Genomic DNA, 16505 nt, shown 5'->3' on the forward strand with positions numbered 1-16505 from the left:
ACGCCGCATAGTACGGATTTTGCTGGTGCTTGTGGGCGGCGGCGGGATTTTTTTTTCCAGTCGCACGCTCGTTTTTCGGGAACTGGAACGCGATTTGCGCAAATTCCCCTCAATTGCCCAATGATTCGGCGAGGGGTGGGAAACGCGGTGTGACCTTGCTGGCCTGCCGTGATCAGGGGGTGGATAAGCGGGACAGGGCCGCTATGCTTCGCCGGGCGACGGTGAGGTGAGGAGCATGGCGAGCAAAAGACGGAAGGCATCCAGGAAGGCGGGCCGAGGTCGTCCGGGGACAGGGCGTCCGCTGACGGGCGAATCGATGGTTTTGGAGGGGCGGGCAGCGCGCCCACCGGTCCGGACGGTCCCTGCCGCGCGCGGCCGGAGCGTGGCGAAGCGCGCTCTGTCCCTGGATGGCGATTCGGGGGCGTTTCTCGGACCCGAGCAGCAGTATCTGCTGAAAAAGCGCCAGGAGGTCGAGCGGCGCGAGGCCCGGTTGCGGCGCACCGTCGGCGGTGTGCTGGCGGCGGTCGCGGCTGCGGCTGCGGCAGGCCTGTTCTGGCTGTTCGGCGGAATGTGAACCGCGCCGCGCCCGCTCCCATCTTCGGAACGCAGGCGCGGCGCGATGCGTGTCAGGACCCCAGGCGGCGGCGCAGGAGCGACAGCGGCTGCGGGTCGTCCAGCGACGGTTGGAAGGCGACGGTAATCTCTGTCAGGGCGTGCGCCCAGCTCTCCGGGTTGGTGTCCTCCGGCGCCTCGGCGGAGGTGAAGCCGGTGCGCAGGAGGAAGCGGTACTGGTCGGGGATGACGTGCCCGACCGCCCGGACCTCACCCTGATAACCGAAGCGCTCCCGCAGTTCGCGCGCGGTGGAGAAGCCGCGACCGTCGCGGAACTTCGGGAACTCGATCGCCACCAGGGCAAAGCGGTCCAGGTCCGGCGCGATGGCCGGGGCCAGGGTCCCGCTCTTGACCCGGACGCCGAGCGCCGCGTTGCGCCCGTCGAAGCTCGCGCGCTCCGCCTGCCAGCGCTCGAAGGTGACGATGGCGGGACGGTCGGCGGGAACCGGCTCGCCGTCGGCGACCGCGACCCACTCGTCATCGACGATGCGGCCGTCCTTAATGAGCGGCATAAACTCTCTCCTTGAACGGGCCGTGGCCGACGCGCTTCAGCGTGTCGATGAAGCGTTCCCCGTCGTGCCGGTTGGACAGATAGACCTCGACGATGGCCTCGATGGCGTCCACCGTCTCGTCGGCGGTCACCGCCGGGCCGAGGATGTCGCCGATCGCCGTGGTCAGGGTCGGGTCGCCGCCGACGGTGATCTGGTAGAATTCCTCGCCCTTCTTATCCACGCCGAGGATGCCGATGGCGCCGACATGGTGGTGGCCGCAGGCGTTGATGCAGCCGCTGATCTTGATGCCCAGCTCGCCGATGGTCTGCTGGCGCGCCGGATCGGCGAAGCGGGCCGAGATGGCCTGGGCCAGCGGGATCGAGCGGGCGTTGGCCAGAGCGCAGTAGTCGAGGCCGGGGCAGGCGATGATGTCGCCGATCAGCCCGGCGTTCGGCGTGCCCAGCCCGTTGGCCTCCAGCGCCGTCCACAGGGTGAACAGCGCGTCCTGCCGGACATGGGCCAGGACGAGGTTCTGGGCGTGGCTGACGCGGAGTTCGCCGAAGCTGTGCGCGTCGGCCAGATCGGCGATCAGTTCCATCTGCTCCGAGGTGGCGTCGCCGGGGATGCCGCCAGCGGGCTTCAGCGAGATGGTGGCGGCGGCGTAGCCGGGGACCTTGTGGGCCAGCACGTTGACCGCCACCCAGCGGGCGAAGTCCGGGTTCGCGGCCTTGGCGGCCTGGAAGGACTCCGGCTCGTCGGTCAGCGTCTCGAAGGCCGGACCGCCGAAGCGGCGGCGGATCTCGTCGACGACCTCCGGAGCGAGGCGGTATTTTGGTCCGCGCAGGCGGGCGAACTCTTCCTCCACCTCCTGGGTGAATTTCTCCTGGCCCAGCTCATGGACGAGGATCTTGATGCGCGCCTTGTAGATGTTGTCGCGCCGGCCATACTGGTTGTAGACGCGCAGGATGGCTTCGAGATAGGCGACGAAGTCCTCCTCCGGCACCCAGTCGCGGATCAGCTTGCCGATGAAGGGCGACCGTCCGAGGCCGCCGCCGACGTAGAAGGTGAAGCCGACCTCGCCCCGCTCGTTGCGCTTGGCGAAGACGCCGACGTCATGGACGCGGATGGCCGCGCGGTCGGCGTCCGACCCCATGATGGCGATCTTGAACTTGCGCGGCAGAAAGGTGAATTCGGGGTGCAGGGTCGTCCACTGCCGCAGGATCTCGGCGTAGACTCGCCCGTCCACCACCTCGTCCCGCGCAGCACCCACGAACTGGTCGGTGGTCACGTTGCGCACGCAGTTGCCGCTGGTCTGCAGCGCGTGCATGTCCACCTCGGCCAGCTCGTGCAGGATCGCCGGGGTGTCCTCCAGCTTGATCCAGTTGAACTGGAGATTCTGGCGGGTGGTGAAGTGGCCGTAGCCCTTGTCGTATTTGCGCCCGATCTCGGCCAGCTTGCGGAGCTGCCGCGCGGTCAGGACGCCGTAGGGAACGGCGATGCGCAGCATGTAGGCGTGGAGCTGAAGATAGAGGCCGTTCATCAGCCGCAGGGGCTTGAACTCGTCCTCCGTCAGTTCGCCGGACAGGCGGCGCTCGACCTGGGCGCGGAACTGCTCCACGCGCTCCGTGACGAAGCGGCGGTCGATGTCGTCGTAGCTGTAGACCCCGGCGTTGCGGCCGGGCGCGATGTGGTTCATGGAACTCGCCCTTGTCAAAAGAGTGGCCGCCCGGTTCAGGCCGCAGCCTGCTTGCCGAGATCGATGCGGACGGTGGGGCCGAGTGCCCGGATGCGCTCCCGCGTTTTGACCGGCACCCGCTGCCCGTCGGTGACCCTCAGGTCGAAGGCGTAGACGTCCACGGCGAACTGCTCGTCCTCCGCCTGGGCCTTGGCGGCGGCCAGGGCGGTGTCAGCGGCCGCCGCGTCCTCGAACAGGGCGGCGTCGTCCAGACGCTCCACCCAGCCAAGGTTGGGACCGGGAGCGAGGAAGATCACCTCGCCGTCGCGCAGGCGGTTGGCGGTAATGGCCTTCAACGCCGCCTCGTTTCTGGACTTATCGTTCAACGCCATGCCTTCAACTCCTAACACGTACGCTCACGCCGACACGGCGATGGAAAACGGGTTCTGGCCGGTGGTCTGCTGCCACGCGCCGATCAGGGCGCGCAGCCGCACGACCTCGCCGACCACGACGATCGCGGGGCGCTTGGCCTGTAGCCGCACGACGTCCCGCGCGCAATGGGCAAGATTGGTCTCGATGACGCTCTGCGCCTCGGTGCTGGCGCTCGACACGATGGCGACCGGGGTCATCGGCGGCTTGCCGGCGGCTTCGAGCCGTTCGGCGATGGTCCCGATGGTGCCCAGCGCCATATAGAACACCAGCGCGCCGGGCAGCCGCGCCAGAACGTTCCAGTCCAGGTCGGCGGGCAGGCCGCCGGCCTTGTCGTGCCCGGTGACGAAGGTCGCGGTGGTGCCGAAGCCGCGGTGGGTCACCGGAATGCCGGCGTAGGCCAGCCCGCCGATCCCGGCGGTGACGCCCGGCACCACGCGGAAGGGAATCTCGGCCTCGGCCAGCGCCAGGCACTCCTCGCCGCCACGCCCGAAGACGAAGGGGTCGCCACCCTTCAGCCGCAGCACCCGCCGTCCTTCGCGCGCCAGTTCCACCAGCCGCGCGTTGATCGCCTCCTGCTTGGGGGAGGGGTGGCCGGCGCGCTTGCCCATGTCCACCAGAAGGGCCTCGGGGTTGGCGGTCTCCAGGATGCCGCCGCCGACCAGAGCGTCGTGGACGATGGCGTCGGCCTCGCCCAGCGCCTTGGCGGCCAGCAGGGTCAGCAGGCCCGGATCGCCGGGACCGGCCCCGGCCAGCCAGACGCTGCCCGGCTCGAAGGCGGGCAGGCGGGACAGAAGAGACGATGCGATCATGGCAGCCATCCTTTGGCGGCGATCAAATCCCGGCAGGCGCGCAGCACCTCGGGTCCCTTGGCGCCCGCGGCGCGCAGGCGGTCGCGGAGCGCGGCGGCTTCCGCCAACCGGTCCGCCCAGACGGCGGGGAACAGAGCCTCCAGCCGCTCGCGAAGAAGCTGGGCCAGTGCCGGGCTTCTGCCGCCGGTGGAGACGGTCATCAGAAGGTCGCCGCGCCGTATCACAGATGGCGCGTGGAAATCACAGAGCGGAATCACATCCTCGACATTGACCAGAATGCTGCGGTCGCGTGCCTGACGGGCCAGCGTTTCGGCGACGGAGTCGTCGATGCCGACGACGAACAGCACCTGCACGCCCTCCAGGTCGCCGGGCGAGGGCAGGGCGCGTCGCAGGGCCGCTCCCGCGAGGGCGATCAATTCCGCATCCGGTTCCGGTGAATAGACCGCTGGCGAAGCGCCGCCTTCCAGCAGCTGCGCGAGGCGGCGCTTCGCCAGCGGTCCCTGGCCGACCAGCGCAATCCGCACATGCGTCGGGTCGAGTGCGACCGGGATCACCGCCGCCACCCGAAATGCACACCGAAGCTATCGTGAAAAGACATCATGGGCGCATTTAAGCGCGATGGCGGGGTGCAATCAACAGATTTCACAAACTCACTTAAACCTATAATACATGTAGACAATGTATATGCGTTGCAACGCCGTGAAACTGGTGTTAATGTGCAATTCAGAACAAATACTCCACTTCGTGGATAGGCAATTAGGTCATGCTTGATGGACTTGCCCAGGCTGTGAAACGCGACCGCGTGGCGGATCTGACCGAACGGTACGGGCGGCTGGACGGGGCGGTGCTTCTGAACGCCCTTCTGCGTGATGAATTCGACGGTCGCGTCGCTGTGGTTTCGTCCTTCGGAACGGAATCGGCGGTGCTGCTCGCCCTGGCGGCGGAGGCCGACCCGTCCTTCCCGGTTCTCTTCGTCGACACCGGGAAGTTGTTCGGGGAAACGCTGCGCTACCGCGACAAGCTGGTGTCCGCGCTCGGCCTGACCGGCGTGCGCACGATCGGCCCGACCGACGCGGATCTGGCGGTGGAGGACCCCGACGGGCTGCTGTTCACCCGCTCGCACGACGCTTGTTGCCATCTGCGCAAGACGGTGCCGCTGGACCGCGCGCTGGAGGGCTTCGACGCCTGGGTGACCGGGCGCAAGCGCTTCCAGGCATCGACGCGCGCCGCCCTTCCGCTGTTCGAGGCGGAGGAGGGCACGGGCCGCATCAAGATCAACCCGCTCGCCCATTGGGACCGCGAGCGGATCGACCAGGAATTCGCGCGGCGCAACCTGCCGCGCCACCCGCTTGAGGCCGACGGCTTCCTGTCCATCGGCTGCTTCACCTGCACCGAGCGCGTCGCTCCCGGTGCGGACCCGCGGTCGGGCCGCTGGGCCGGAACCGCCAAGACCGAATGCGGCATTCACACCTTCAAGAAGACCGGAACCGCACAATGACCGCCGATCTCGATTACCTTGAGAGCCAGAGCATCTACATCCTCCGCGAGGCCTACAACCGCATCGACAAGCTGGCTCTGCTGTGGTCGATCGGAAAGGACAGCAACGTCCTGCTCTGGCTCTGCCGCAAGGCGTTCTTCGGGCGCGTTCCGTTCCCGGTCGTTCAGCTCGACACCGCGATGGAGCTGCAGGAGGTCTACGACTTCCGCGACCGCATCGCCGGCGAGTGGGACCTCGACCTGCGGGTGGAGCAGTGCCCGCCGGAAGCGGACATGGACCAGACCCTGCCGCCGCTGACCCGCGCCGCCGCCCGCAAGACGGAGGGGCTGAAGAACCTCCTGCGCACCGGCAAGTACCAGGGCATCATGGTCGGCATCCGCCGCGACGAGCAGGCGACCCGCGCCAAGGAGCGCGTCTTCTCCCCGCGCTCGCTGGAAGGCGACTGGGACGTGAAGGACCAGCCGGCGGAGTTCTGGGATCATTACAAGACCCGCTTCGACGAAGGCACCCACGTCCGCATCCACCCGCTGCTGCATTGGACCGAACTGGACATCTGGCGCTATTCCAAGCGCGAGGGGATTCCCATCGTCCCGCTGTACTTCGCCAAGGACGGCAAGCGCTACCGCTCGCTGGGCGAGAAGAACATCACCTTCCCGGTGGACAGCACCGCCGGCACCATCGACGAGATCATCGCCGAACTGGTCGTGACCCGCATTCCGGAGCGCGCCGGCCGCGCCATGGACAACGAGGCCGAGGACAGCTTCGAGCGCCTGCGCAGCTCGGGCTACATGTAAGAAGCGGGGATTGGGACCATGGACATCCGGAACGAACTGAACGGCCAGCTCCGCATCGTCATCGTCGGCCATGTCGACCACGGCAAGTCGACGCTGATCGGACGCCTGCTGAACGACACCGGCAGCCTGCCCGACGGCAAGGTGGAGCAGGTCCACGAGATGAGCCGCAAGCGCGGCATGCCCTTCGAGTGGGCCTTCGTGATGGACGCGCTCCAGGCCGAGCGCGACCAGGGCATCACCATCGACACCACGCAGATCCATTTCAAGACGGAACAGCGCCCCTACGTCATCATCGACGCGCCGGGCCACACCGAGTTCCTGAAGAACATGGTGACCGGCGCCTCGCAGGCCGACGCCGCCCTGCTGGTGATCGACGCCGCCGAGGGCGCGCTGGAGCAGTCACGCCGCCACGCCTTCCTGCTGCACCTGCTGGGCGTGCGGCAGGTGGCGGTGGCGGTCAACAAGATGGACCGCGTCGACTTCGACCAGTACCGGTTCGAGGCGGTGTCGCAGGAGATCCGCGCCTATCTGGCGGAACTCGGCCTGCACACCTCCACGGTGATCCCGATCGCGGCGCGCCATGGCGACAACATCGTCACCCGCTCCGACAAGGCGCCCTGGTACGAGGGACCGACCGTGGTGGAGGCGCTCGACGCCTTCCGCCCGCAGCAGGCGCCGACCGAACTGCCGCTGCGCTTCCCGCTGCAGGACGTCTACAAGCCCGACGACCGCCGCATCCTGGCCGGCCGCATCGAGAGCGGGCGCCTGCGCGTCGGCGACACGCTGCGTTTCTCGCCGACCGGCGCCACCGCTACGGTGGTCAGCATCGAGGGGTGGAACCACAGCCAGCCCATCGTCGCCGCCCAGGCCGGGCAGAGCATCGGCATCACGCTGGACAAGCGCATCTTCGCCGAGCGCGGCCATGTCGCACACCATGAGGAGGGCGCGCCGCACGTCACTCACCGGCTGGGCGTGCGCGCCTTCTGGCTGACCTCGGAGCCGCTGGCGGTTGGCAAGACCTACACGCTGAAGATCACGACGGGCGAGCACCGCGTGACGGTGGAGAGCATCACCGCCGTCATCGACATCGAGGACCTGTCGAGCACCCCGGCCAAGGCGGTCCACCGCAACGAGGTGGCCGAGGTCGTCCTGCGCTCCCGCTCGCCGATCGCCGTCGACCTCGCGTCGGCGCTGTCGCGCACCGGGCGCGGCGTGCTGATCGACGGCCACGACGTGGTCGGCGGCTGCATCGTCGTCGAGGTGGACGAGGGGCCCGCCGCCTCAGCCAACACGACCGAGGTCTCGCACGCCGTCACCGCGGACGAGCGCAACGCCGCCAACGGCCACAAGGGCGGCGTCCTCTGGCTGACCGGCCTGTCTGGGGCGGGCAAGTCCACGCTGGCCATGGCGCTGGAGCGCGCCCTGTTCGACCGCGGCTGGCAGGTCTTCGTGCTGGACGGCGACAACGTGCGCAACGGGCTGAACGCCGGGCTGGGCTTCTCGGCGGAGGACCGGACGGAGAATATCCGTCGCGTCGCCGAGACGGCCAAGCTGTTCGCGGACGCGGGCGTTCTGGTCATCGCCTCGCTGATCTCGCCGCTCCAGGCCGATCGGGCGCGGGCGCGGGCCATCGGTGGCGAGCGCTTCCACGAGGTCTATGTGGCCGCCGATCTCGCCACATGCGAATCGCGCGACCCCAAGGGCCTCTACCGCCGGGCGCGCGCTGGGGAGATCCCGGAGTTCACCGGCGTCTCCGCCCCCTATGAGGCCCCGGAGTCGGCGGAGCTGACCATCGACACCGGCACGGTCACCCCGGTGGAGGCGCTGGGCGAATTGCTCGACTATGTGGACGGCGCGTTCGGCCGGAACGCCTTGAAGCGCGGACGGGTGTAACGGCTTCGCTCTTCCGTTCTGGAAAAAGCCCCTTCGCGTCGCCGCGAAGGGGCTTTTCCTATAGCGGTTCTGATTTCACATTTCGAAACGTATTATGTGAAATCAGTCATTTCATCATTTGTAAATGTGTAATTCGCTCTTCCTTCCGATAGGAGATGTGCTAAATAGGCGGGCAATTTTCTGCGAGGATGGAACCATGACCGCCCTGACCCGACGCTCCGCAATGCTGGCCGTGGCCGCCGTCGCCTCCCTGGCCGCCCTCACGCCCGGTGCGGCCCGCGCAGCCGATCCGGTTAAGCTGGAGGTCGGCTACATTCCCATCCTTGCCGCTGCGCCGCTGTTCATCCTGGAAGGGGAAGGCTGGGCGCGTGAGGCCGGCATCGACCTTAAGCTGACCAAGTTCGAATCCGGCCCGCACGCGATCCAGGCGATGGCCGCCGGCAAGATCGACTTGCTCTATGCCGGCGTCGCTCCGGTCCTGGTCGCCCGCTCGAAGGGCGCGGACGTGTCGGTGATCGCCAACTCGGCGGTCGAGGAGATGGTCGTCGCCAGCCGCGGCGAGTTCGCCAAGGCGCTGGGCGGCAAGGCCACCGCGGAGTCCATCGCGAAGTTCGTCGCCGACAGCGGCCGCAAGGTGAAGATCGGCACGCAGCCGCCGGGTTCGGTTCCGGACACGGTGCTGCGCCACTGGCTGTTCAAGGTGGTGAAGGCCGACCCTGCCAACGTGGAGATCATCTCCATGGGCATCGAGAAGACCCAGCAGGCCCTGCTCGCCGGCGCGCTCGACGCCGCCACCATCCGTGAGCCGACGGTGACCGTGACCCAGAAGGTCGACCCGAACGTCGGTCTGCTGGCCACCGGCGCGGAGATGTTCCCGAACCAGCCCGGCACCGTCATCGCGGTCCGCGGCCCGGTCGCCAAGGAGCATGCCGAGGCGCTGACCCGCCTGCTCAAGGCGCACATCCGCGCCGTGGATCAGATCGCCAAGGACCCGGCCCGCTCCGCCAAGGTCGCCAACGAGTATCTCGGCAAGGGCCTGATGGAGCCGGCCACTCTGGAGGCCGCCTTCCGCTCGCCGGGGTCCAAGTTCATCGCCGACCCGCATGGCGTGGTCCCGGCGGTCGAGCAGATGATGGCCTACGCCAAGGAGATCGGCTCCGCCGAGGGCACCATCCCAGTGGCGGAGGCGTTCGACTTCCGCTTCTACGACGCGGCCGCCGCGAAGTAAGCGCGATGCGTCAACCGCTGAAGCTTCACAGTTCCATCGCCCTGTCGGCGCTCGGCGTCGGTGCTTTCCTGCTCGCCTGGGAAGCGCTGGCGCGCAGCGGCATCGTGCCCGCTGGGCTGCTGCCGTCGCCCAGCGCCGTGCCTGGCGCCTTCCTGGCGGAGTTCCGGTCCGGGACTTGGCAGGCGATGGTCCTCGCCAGCCTGTCGCACTACCTGTCGGGGCTGGCGCTCGGCACCGTCCTGGGCATCACCTTCGGCACGGCGGCGGCGACTTGGGGCATCTGGGACGCTTTCCAGGCCTGGGTGGTGCGCATGCTGCGCCCCATCCCGTCCATCGCCTGGATTCCCTTCGCCATCATCTGGTTCGGCGTCAGCAAGTCGGCCGCGACCTTCCTGATCGCGCTGACCGTCTTCTGGATCAACTACTACGCCACCTACAGCGCGGTGCGCGGGGTGGACAAGGACCTGATCGAACTCGGCCATGCCTTCGGGCAGGGCGGGCTGATCCCGCGCCTGTTCAAGATCGTCCTGCCCGGCGCGCTGCCGGGCATCCTGGCCGGCGTACGTGCCGGGCTGGGGCAGGGCTGGATGACCGTGGTGGCGGCGGAGCTGTTCGGCATCTCCGGACTGGGCGCCCGCATGTCCGACGCCTCCGGCCTGCTCGCCACGCACATCGTCGTGCTCTACATGGTCACCATCGCGGCGCTCTACGGCGTGTGCGACTTCCTGTTCATGCAGGTTCAGCAGCGGGTGCTGGCATGGCAAAAGTGAACGGCGCAAAAGTGAACAGCCCAAATGGGAACGGCTCTGCCGTGATCGACCTGAAGGGCGTCGCCATCGGCTACGGCGCCGAGGCCCCGCCGGTCCTCGTGGACGTCGACCTGTCCATCGAACGCGGCAGCTTCGTCGCCATCGTCGGGCCGTCCGGCGTCGGCAAGTCCACGCTCCTGCGCGTCGTCGCCGGACTGCACACGGCGCGTGCCGGTGCCGTCACCATTCACGAGACGAAGAAGCCGGGCCACCGTCCGGTCAGCCTCGTCTTCCAGGATGCCCGCCTGCTGCCCTGGCGGCGGGTCGCCAAGAACATCCGCTTCGGGCTGGAGGGGCTGCCGATCTCCACCGCCGAGCGGGAGGAGCGGGTGGCCGCCGCGCTGCGCCTCGTCCGGCTGGACGATTACGGCCGGCGCTGGCCCTACGAGCTGTCGGGCGGTCAGCGCCAGCGCGTCGGCATCGCCCGCGCCCTGGCCGTCGATCCGGACATTCTGCTGATGGACGAGCCGTTCGGCGCGCTCGACGCCATCACCCGGCACAGCCTTCAAGACGAGCTGCTGCGCATCCACCGCGAGACCGGCAAGACCGTGCTGTTCGTCACGCACGACCTGGAAGAGGCCGTGCATCTCGCCGACCGCATCATCGTTCTGGGCGGCAGCCCGGCGCGCATTGTCCAGGACGTGCGCAACGAGCCGGGCCGCGAGAGCGGCGGCTTCCGCGAGCAGGTGGAGCAACTGCGGTCGGGGATCGCGGACAATTACAGCATTTGAGGCGTCGAACCGGGCCCCCACCCAACCCTCCCCCGCTACGCAGGGGAGGGCTTTTTCTCCTCCCCCTGCGTAGCGGGGGGAGGCAGGGAGGGGGGCTCTGCTCAACCACTCACGCTCTACGGCGCCACCCGCCGCACATCCCTTGCCGTCAAATGGACGTTCGCATCCGGGTCCAGCTTGCGGTCCATGATGCGGGCTTCCACCGCCTTGTCGAAGACCGGGCGGTTCAGGCAGACATACTGCAGCGCCTCGTCCGGCTTCGGCAGATGGCCGGCGAGGGTTTGCAGGGCGCGGCGCGGGACGAAGACCCGCCCGTGATACTCCCCCACCTCCACCGCGAACTCCACGGCGTCGGCCTCCTCGTTCCAGGACGGGTCATCGGGGAACACGAACAGCGGCATCACACCCTCACGCGGAACACATCTCAGTCCAGGATGTAGGTAACATCGTAGCCGCTGCGCTTGAAGCGGGTCTTCAGCAGCGTGCCCTGCGCGTCGAACCACAGATCGCGCTCCACGTCGCCGGAAATGCGGTGGTGCTGCGCCGGAACGGCCCGTCCGCCGACGGTCAGCGTCTCGGTGCCGACAAGGTCGGTGCGCACGCTGTAGGGCTTGCCGTCGATGACCGAGAGCAGGGTGGGGCGCTTCAGCACCTCCGGGGTCCACAGCGTCAGGGGCAGGGTGTCGGCGCTGGCCGCGCCCGCCTTGCCGTCCACCGTGACGGTGTAGCCACTGCCGGTCCGCATCATCCGGATGGCGTGGGGTGTGCCGTCGTCATCGGTCTGGGCGCTCATGGATTCGAGCGTCCGGTCCTTCCAGACCTCTTCCCGCTTGTGATCGTAGCGGAAGTTGATGAACAGCACCTTCACCCGCGTCGAGGCGGTGACGGCGACCTTCGTCACGTCGCCCTGGGGTTCCAGCCGAACGGTCTCGCTGCCCACCGGATCGTCGCCCATCTGAATCCGGTAGGTCAGCGTGCGCGGCTCGGCGGCCTGGGCCGCGGCCATGGACAGCAGCAGGCCGGCGGCCGCCAGCGCCGCGCGCAGGGCGTGCGTCAAGGATGTTCCCTCCCTGTGTTCGTGATGCGGCGGCGGCTTATGGTGCCGCCGTCCGGTGCCAGTCGCTCAGTCGTCGAGGAGCTGCGCCAGCTTCATGGCGACGCCCATCGAGCCGTCCACCTTCAGCTTGCCCATGGTGAAGGCCAGCATCGGGTTCAGCCGCCCGTCCATCAGCTTCTTCAAGTTCTCGGCGGAGATGCGGATGGTGCAGTCGGGATCGGCGTCCCCGGCGTCCTCCCGCGCGATGGCGACGGGCGTCTCGCGGGCGTTGACCCGCACCGCCTCGCCGTCCTCCAGCGCGAAGCGGACGTCGGCCTTCAGGCTGCGGAAGCTGGTGGAGCGGGACTGGAGTTCGCGCAGGATGTCCTCAACCATGGATCAGTCTCTCTCCCCTGGATTCGTGTTCGTCGGATCTTGACAGTAGGTGGACTTTACGTTTACGTCAACGTCATAACCAAAACGTTTCCGGCGCCACAACGATCCGGGAACCATCAAATCAATCGAGGGGAGTGAATCCATGCAGACCGCCGCGCCCGGACTCCGAAAGCCCCGCACCGCCTTCCGTCGTCGCTTGTCCTGACCCGCCGCGCAGCCGGGAGGATCGGAAATGACCGAGAATCTTGCGCGCCGGAGCAGCATCGGCGACGACAGGCCGGCCCATCCTTGGCTGGCCCATTACCCCGAGGGCATCGCCTGGGACCAGCCGATCGCCGTGATGCCGCTGGCGGAGCTGTTCGAGGAGGCCGCCCGCCGCTACGCCGACCGTCCGTGCCTGGACTTCCTCGGCCGCCGCTACCGCTACGCGGAGGTGCTGGGGCTGGTGAACCGGGCGGCCAAGGGCTTCGCGGCGCTGGGGGTGAAGCCAGGCGTGCGGGTGGGGCTGTGCCTGCCGAACACGCCGACCTACGTGATCGCCTATTTCGCGATCCTGAAGGCCGGCGGCACGGTGGTGAACTACAACCCGCTCTACGTCGAGCGGGAACTGGAGCACCAGATCGAGGATTCCGGGACCGAGATCATGGTCACGCTCGATCTGAAGCAGATCCACCCGCGCATCGAGGCGATGCTGGACCGCACGCGGCTGAAGACGGTGGTCGTCTGCCGCATGGCCTCCATCCTGCCCCCGGTGAAGAGCGTGCTGTTCCGCGTCCTGAAGCGCAGCGAACTGGCCAGCATCCCGCAGGACGGGCGGCATGTGGATTTCGACGCGCTGCTGGCCAACGACGGAGTGATGCCGCCGGTGCGGCTGGACCCGCGGCGCGACGTGGCGGTGCTGCAATACACCGGCGGGACCACCGGCGTACCCAAGGGGGCGATGCTGACCCACGCCAACCTCGTGGCCAACGCGCGGCAGGTGCAGGCCTGGTTCCCCGGCATGGCGCTGGGGGAGGAACGGATGCTCGCCGTCCTGCCCTTCTTCCACGTCTTCGCCATGACGGTGATCCTGAACATGGGGCTGGCGGCGGGGGCGGAGTTGATCATGCTGCCGCGCTTCGACACGCTGCAGGTGCTGAAGACCATCGCGCGGCGCAAGCCCACGCTGTTGCCCGGCGTGCCGACCATGTACAAGGCGTTGCTGAGCCATCCGGACGTGGCGCGCCATCCGATGCGGTCGATCCGCTATTGCATCTCCGGCGGGGCGCCGCTGCCGATGGAACTGAAGCGCCAGTTCGAGGAGGCCACCGGCTGCGTGCTGGTCGAGGGCTACGGCCTCAGCGAGGCGTCGCCGGTCTGCGCCTGCAACCCGCTGACCGGGGTGAACAAGGAGGGCTCCATCGGCCTGCCGCTGCCCGGCATCATGGTGCAGATCCGCGCGCTGGACGATCCCGACCGCGTGCTGCCGCCCGGCGAGAAGGGGCAGGTCGTGCTGTCCGGTCCCAACGTCATGGCCGGCTATTGGAACCAGGACGGGGAGAGCCGGCGCACCATCGTCGGCGGCTGGCTGTTCACCGGCGACGTCGGGCTGATGGACGAGGACGGCTACGTCTTCCTGCTCGACCGGCTGAAGGACCTGATCCTCTGCGGCGGCTACAACGTCTATCCGCGCGTGATCGAGGAGGCCATCTACCAGCACCCCGACGTGGTGGCCGTCTGCGTCATCGGCATCCCCGACGACTATCGCGGCCAGAGCCCGAAGGCCTTCGTGCAGCTCAAGCCCGGAGCCAGCCTGACCGCAGAGCGGTTGAAGGATTTCCTGCGCGACAAGATCTCACGGATCGAGATGCCGAAGCTGATCGAGTTCCGCGCCGAGTTGCCCAAGACGGCCGTCGGCAAGCTGTCGAAGAAGGAGTTGATTGCCGAAAGCTCGCAGAAGTCGGAGGGATGACCGGGGGAAGGGCGCTCGGCTTTGTCACGCCGTGGTGTGTGTGGTAGGAACGGAGACGCCGTCCGGCGGCGTGGAGCGAGCAGCCTTCGTTCCCCACGCCGCCGCGGCGCGACGTGACGGAAGGCGTGCCCCCCACCATGGAACAGCTCTACACGGTGAATCAGTTGGCGGAGGAACTGGGCATCACGCCGCGTGCCCTCCGCTTCTACGAAGTGAAGGGGCTGCTGTCGCCCAACCGCCTGGGCAACAACCGCGTCTACACCAAGCGCGACCGCGCCCGGCTGAAGCTGATCCTGCGCGGCAAGCGGCTGGGTTTCTCGCTGGCGGAGATCCGCGAGTATCTCGACCTCTACAACGTCGATGGCGGGGTGGAGCAGCTGAAGGTCCTGCAGAAGCGCATCGACGCGCGGCTGAAGGACCTGGAGCAGCAGCGCCAGGACCTGGAGGCGACCGTGGGCGAGCTGCGGGAGATCGGGGCCCAGGTGCAGGCCGCGCTGGACGAGCGCGGATTGGCGTCCAAGAGCGCCTGAGCCGGCGCGGTCCCGTCCGCCCGGCCGGGCCGGAGGGGATAGGGTTATGAATTTGCTGTTCCGCCTGATCGCCGTCATCGTGGCCGCTCTGACCGGTCGGCCGGTGGGGTTCCTGGAACCAGCGCGGCTGCGCTTCCGGGTGTGGCCGACCGACCTCGACCTCAACCTGCACATGACCAACGCCCGCTATTTCAGCGTCATGGACCTGGGGCGGGTCGATCTGATGCTGCGCTCCGGCATGGGGCGGTCGATCCTGCGCCACCGCTGGCAACCGGTGATCGGCGCCGCCAACCTGCGCTTCCGTCGCCCGCTGGCGCCCTTCCAGCGCTTCGAGCTGGCGACCCGCGTGCTGTGCTGGGACGACAAGTATTTCTTCATCGAGCACCGGGTGGAGACCGCCACGGGAACGGCGGCGCTGGCGGTGGTGCAGGGCGCCTTCGTGGTGCGCGGCGCCGTGGTCGCTCCGGCGGAGATTCTGGCGATCCACGGCGAGCACAGGGAATCCCCGCCCATGCCGGACGCCGTCGCCGCGTGGCGCGAGCGACCGCTTGCGCCCTGACCCTTGCGTTGCGCTGCCCCCTTGCACTATGGCTGGCCGAACGCGAAAAGCCGGCAAAGCGGAAGGGCAAGGGTCATGGGCGCACACGGAATCAACGGCATCGACCATCTCGTCATCGTCGTCCGCGATCTGGAGAAGGCGCAGGACGCCTATCGCCGCATGGGCTTCACCATCTCGCCAAAGGGCCGGCATGGCGAGCTGAAGTCGGCCAACCACACCATGATGTTCGGGGCGGGCGACTATCTGGAACTGCTCGCCATCGAACAGCCGCACCCCTTCACCGCCTTTTTCAGCGACGTGCTGAAGACCCGCGAGGGCATCGCCGCGGCGGCGCTGAAGACCGACGATGCGCGGGCGGCGCAACGCCTCCTGGTCGAGGCCGGCTATCCGGCGGGCGAGCCGGTGGAGTTCGGCCGCCCCGTCGAGCTGCCGGGCGGCGCGCAGCAGGCGCGCTTCACGACGACCCCGATCGACGGTGTGCCGGAGTGGGGTGGGCGGGTCTTCCTGTGCCAGCACCACACCCCCGACGTGGTCTGGCGTCCGGAGCTGATCCAGCACGACAACACGGTGACCGGCCTCGCCGCCCTGCTTGTCGCCGCCGACGACCCGGACGCCACCGCCTCCTCCTACGCCCGGCTGTTCGGCACGGCGGTGGAGACGCGGGGGCCGGCGCGCGTCGTGCTGACCGGCAGCGCCCCCATCGTGGTGGCCGATCCCGCCGCGCTGCATTGGGGATGGACCGGCGACCCGGCGCTGGAGGTTCCGCGCCCCTTCCTGGCCGGAATGGTGCTGACGGTCGCCGACCTGGAGCGTGCCCAGCAGGCGCTTCAGAAGAGCAAGTTCCCGACCGTCGTCGGCAACGGCGTGCTGCGCGTGTCGTCCGTCAGCGCCTGCGGCGCCATGCTGGCCTTCGCCAAGGATTTCGACCTCAGCGCGCTGATTCCCTGAACGCGCCGGACGGCCGTTCGTCATAACGGAATCATATTGCTGCACTGCGTCCGATCCGTTGGACAGGCCGCCGTCGCGGGCGCACATTCCCCTCCTGCGTGCATGTTGCAGCG

At 68.2% G+C, this 16505-nt stretch carries 19 protein-coding genes; 11 read left to right on the forward strand and 8 right to left on the reverse strand.

Annotated elements, in window-relative coordinates:
- Positions 1-382: 382 nt before the first annotated feature.
- Positions 383-574 carry a hypothetical protein gene (locus tag H1Q64_RS10815; protein ID WP_237903494.1) on the forward strand — a complete coding sequence of 64 codons (192 nt, stop codon included), beginning with the start codon at positions 383-385 and terminating at the stop codon, positions 572-574.
- Positions 575-626: 52 nt separating this feature from the next.
- Here the strand turns inward: H1Q64_RS10815 and H1Q64_RS10820 are convergent, their stop codons facing one another.
- The 5 genes from H1Q64_RS10820 to H1Q64_RS10840 are packed head-to-tail and all read right to left on the reverse strand — an operon-like array spanning position 627 to position 4573.
- Positions 627-1124: a DUF934 domain-containing protein gene (locus tag H1Q64_RS10820; protein ID WP_237903495.1), complete on the reverse strand. Its 498-nt coding sequence runs from the start codon at positions 1122-1124 to the stop codon at positions 627-629.
- Positions 1111-2799, reverse strand: coding sequence for a nitrite/sulfite reductase (locus H1Q64_RS10825; RefSeq protein ID WP_237903496.1), 1689 nt, complete (start codon positions 2797-2799; stop codon positions 1111-1113). The genes H1Q64_RS10820 and H1Q64_RS10825 overlap by 14 nt, the downstream gene beginning before the upstream one ends.
- Positions 2800-2834: 35 nt before the next feature.
- Positions 2835-3170, reverse strand: coding sequence for a DUF2849 domain-containing protein (locus H1Q64_RS10830; protein WP_237903497.1), 336 nt, complete (start codon positions 3168-3170; stop codon positions 2835-2837).
- Between the two features lie 24 nt (positions 3171-3194).
- Positions 3195-4019 carry a uroporphyrinogen-III C-methyltransferase gene (gene cobA, locus H1Q64_RS10835; RefSeq protein WP_330874489.1) on the reverse strand — a complete coding sequence of 275 codons (825 nt, stop codon included), beginning with the start codon at positions 4017-4019 and terminating at the stop codon, positions 3195-3197.
- On the reverse strand, positions 4016-4573 hold the full coding sequence (locus H1Q64_RS10840) for a precorrin-2 dehydrogenase/sirohydrochlorin ferrochelatase family protein (RefSeq protein ID WP_237903499.1): 558 nt from the start codon (positions 4571-4573) through the stop codon (positions 4016-4018). The genes cobA and H1Q64_RS10840 overlap by 4 nt, the downstream gene beginning before the upstream one ends.
- A 209-nt stretch (positions 4574-4782) precedes the next feature.
- Here H1Q64_RS10840 and H1Q64_RS10845 point away from each other — a divergent pair, with 209 nt between their 5' ends.
- From H1Q64_RS10845 to H1Q64_RS10870, 6 genes are all read left to right on the forward strand, one after another.
- The gene (locus tag H1Q64_RS10845; protein ID WP_237903500.1) at positions 4783-5517 is read left to right on the forward strand and encodes a phosphoadenylyl-sulfate reductase; all 735 of its coding nucleotides are present in this window, start codon (positions 4783-4785) and stop codon (positions 5515-5517) included.
- Positions 5514-6311, forward strand: a complete 798-nt coding sequence (gene cysD / locus H1Q64_RS10850) for a sulfate adenylyltransferase subunit CysD (RefSeq protein WP_014240756.1) — start codon at positions 5514-5516, stop codon at positions 6309-6311. Before H1Q64_RS10845 ends, cysD begins: the two co-directional genes overlap by 4 nt.
- 18 nt (positions 6312-6329) lie before the next feature.
- Positions 6330-8204: an adenylyl-sulfate kinase gene (cysC, locus tag H1Q64_RS10855; RefSeq protein ID WP_237903501.1), complete on the forward strand. Its 1875-nt coding sequence runs from the start codon at positions 6330-6332 to the stop codon at positions 8202-8204.
- Between the two features lie 196 nt (positions 8205-8400).
- Positions 8401-9432: an ABC transporter substrate-binding protein gene (locus H1Q64_RS10860; RefSeq protein ID WP_237903502.1), complete on the forward strand. Its 1032-nt coding sequence runs from the start codon at positions 8401-8403 to the stop codon at positions 9430-9432.
- A 5-nt stretch (positions 9433-9437) separates the two neighbouring features.
- Positions 9438-10202, forward strand: a complete 765-nt coding sequence (locus H1Q64_RS10865) for an ABC transporter permease (protein ID WP_237903503.1) — start codon at positions 9438-9440, stop codon at positions 10200-10202.
- Positions 10203-10243: 41 nt separating this feature from the next.
- Positions 10244-10972, forward strand: a complete 729-nt coding sequence (locus H1Q64_RS10870) for an ABC transporter ATP-binding protein (protein ID WP_419468808.1) — start codon at positions 10244-10246, stop codon at positions 10970-10972.
- Between the two features lie 116 nt (positions 10973-11088).
- Here H1Q64_RS10870 and H1Q64_RS10875 read toward each other — a convergent pair whose 3' ends face one another.
- The 3 genes from H1Q64_RS10875 to H1Q64_RS10885 all read right to left on the reverse strand — a co-directional run bounded on the left by H1Q64_RS10875 (position 11089) and on the right by H1Q64_RS10885 (position 12404).
- Positions 11089-11373, reverse strand: coding sequence for a DUF1488 family protein (locus H1Q64_RS10875; RefSeq protein ID WP_038527656.1), 285 nt, complete (start codon positions 11371-11373; stop codon positions 11089-11091).
- A 23-nt stretch (positions 11374-11396) separates the two neighbouring features.
- The gene (locus H1Q64_RS10880; protein WP_237903505.1) at positions 11397-12029 is read right to left on the reverse strand and encodes a DUF6134 family protein; all 633 of its coding nucleotides are present in this window, start codon (positions 12027-12029) and stop codon (positions 11397-11399) included.
- Positions 12030-12095: 66 nt separating this feature from the next.
- Positions 12096-12404, reverse strand: coding sequence for an SCP2 sterol-binding domain-containing protein (locus H1Q64_RS10885; RefSeq protein ID WP_014240763.1), 309 nt, complete (start codon positions 12402-12404; stop codon positions 12096-12098).
- 232 nt (positions 12405-12636) lie between these two features.
- Between H1Q64_RS10885 and H1Q64_RS10890 the strand changes: the two genes are divergently transcribed.
- The 4 genes from H1Q64_RS10890 to H1Q64_RS10905 all read left to right on the forward strand — a co-directional run bounded on the left by H1Q64_RS10890 (position 12637) and on the right by H1Q64_RS10905 (position 16392).
- On the forward strand, positions 12637-14355 hold the full coding sequence (locus tag H1Q64_RS10890) for a long-chain-fatty-acid--CoA ligase (RefSeq protein WP_237903506.1): 1719 nt from the start codon (positions 12637-12639) through the stop codon (positions 14353-14355).
- A 137-nt stretch (positions 14356-14492) separates the two neighbouring features.
- Positions 14493-14885, forward strand: coding sequence for a MerR family transcriptional regulator (locus tag H1Q64_RS10895; RefSeq protein WP_014240764.1), 393 nt, complete (start codon positions 14493-14495; stop codon positions 14883-14885).
- 46 nt (positions 14886-14931) lie between these two features.
- Positions 14932-15444 carry a thioesterase family protein gene (locus H1Q64_RS10900; protein ID WP_237903507.1) on the forward strand — a complete coding sequence of 171 codons (513 nt, stop codon included), beginning with the start codon at positions 14932-14934 and terminating at the stop codon, positions 15442-15444.
- Between the two features lie 75 nt (positions 15445-15519).
- Positions 15520-16392: a VOC family protein gene (locus H1Q64_RS10905; protein ID WP_237903508.1), complete on the forward strand. Its 873-nt coding sequence runs from the start codon at positions 15520-15522 to the stop codon at positions 16390-16392.
- Positions 16393-16505 lie beyond the last annotated feature (113 nt).

It is taken from the genome of Azospirillum brasilense (assembly GCF_022023855.1).
Taxonomy (GTDB): Bacteria; Pseudomonadota; Alphaproteobacteria; order Azospirillales; family Azospirillaceae; genus Azospirillum; species Azospirillum brasilense_F.